Origin of the sequence: Xanthovirga aplysinae, from assembly GCF_009711365.1 — a bacterium.
In the GTDB taxonomy this organism is placed as follows: Bacteria; Bacteroidota; Bacteroidia; order Cytophagales; family Cyclobacteriaceae; genus Xanthovirga; species Xanthovirga aplysinae.
This window is the reverse complement of record NZ_SMMB01000392.1, coordinates 1-1,394: the sequence shown is the minus strand read 5'-3', so window position 1 is coordinate 1,394 and position 1,394 is coordinate 1. Positions and strand designations below refer to the sequence as shown.

General features: G+C 34.4%; 1 protein-coding gene. It reads right to left on the bottom strand.

What is annotated here, in order from left to right:
- Positions 1–279: 279 nt before the first annotated feature.
- Positions 280–1,104 carry an alpha/beta fold hydrolase gene (locus E1171_RS01360; RefSeq protein ID WP_155203334.1) on the bottom strand — a complete coding sequence of 275 codons (825 nt, stop codon included), beginning with the start codon at positions 1,102–1,104 and terminating at the stop codon, positions 280–282.
- Positions 1,105–1,394 lie beyond the last annotated feature (290 nt).

The window sequence follows — 1,394 nt, the reverse complement described above, 5'->3', positions numbered from 1 at the left end:
TTTTTATGGGTTTGGTCAATGCGTTTGACAGCACAATATTAAATAATTCTGAAGAATTCCTGATGATGAACTTGCAATGATTTATTCAAGGAATAGAAAAATTAAAAAAGAAGTCAAAAATTTATGTGGTAGAAGGGTAGATTTAAGTTCTTAGTGGAGAAATTGATACCCACCTCAACTAATTTGAGATTCTTGAATAATAATCATTTTTTTTTACAGTTGTTGAAAGCCAATCAGAGATTTTGAGGGAAACAGCTCTATTTTTATTGGAATAATTTGCTACGACTGTTGTTGAATCCTCTGATTTAATAAATAATGGCATACTTTTTTTACCAGTGATGTGTGCCCACATTCCAGGACAATGAGATGGTAATCCCTTAATTGTCTTTTTAGGCGTCTGAGGTTTTTTATGGTAATAACCCGGTCAAAACGCCCCATGAAAATTTGGGTTTTAATTTGGTGTTGATTTATGAGCTTACTGATTTCGGCCATATTAAAAGTTAATTTTCGAAATACCACCCAAGTAAAATACACCCTTCGTCTTTTTCGGTAAGTGTCCATTTGGGTGGATGCAAATCTTCCCAGACTTTTATGAACAATGCCAAGGCGTTGAAAAATGTGGAGCATTTTGAAAAAAGGGTTTGGACGAAAAATTATTCTCTTAAAATAATTTCGAAAAACTTTTGGCCAGGTGACCAAAGTGTACCAAAAGCTAGTTTTTACCCCGTCAGGGGCTATTAACAGAAGTTCTTCCACCTTCTCCGGAAAACCTTTCAGACAACTTAAAGCAAATTTTCCTCCCATACTGAAACCAAGAAGTATAAATCTTTCGATTTGGTGCTTTATTAAAAACTGTTGGATGATTTGGAGGAAAAATTCTTCAGAAATAGGTTTATCCTTTAAGTGCCAGGTGCTATTTCCATGAAAAAATAGGTCAAAACTATAGAGCGTGTATTCGTCCCCAAAAACTTCATGGAAACAGAAATACTCACTGTGACTTTGGCCATAACCATGAAAAGCTAACACTGCTTTAGGGCCATCTCCATAAATGGCGTAATGCAATTGAGCTCCCTTATAAGAGACAACGGAATAGTTCCTGGTCATTCGTTTAGATTTTGGATTTCTCCTTACACAAAAATCAAAGGTAAAAAATAATTATCTTATGTCGTACATCTCTTCCTAAGGGCCCTCTTTAGTGTTTAATCGGAAAAGCCTTAAAAAGTTATAACACCACCCATATTTGATTTTTAAAGTTTTGATAAATGCCCTGACTCTTTATTATTCCTATTGTGTTGTTGACAAAAAGGAGAATAGTTGGGGATTAATAATAGAAGGAAATTAAGGGCGTTTTTTTGATGTGTGAGAAAATTGAATTTTTATGCGGAAAAATAGAG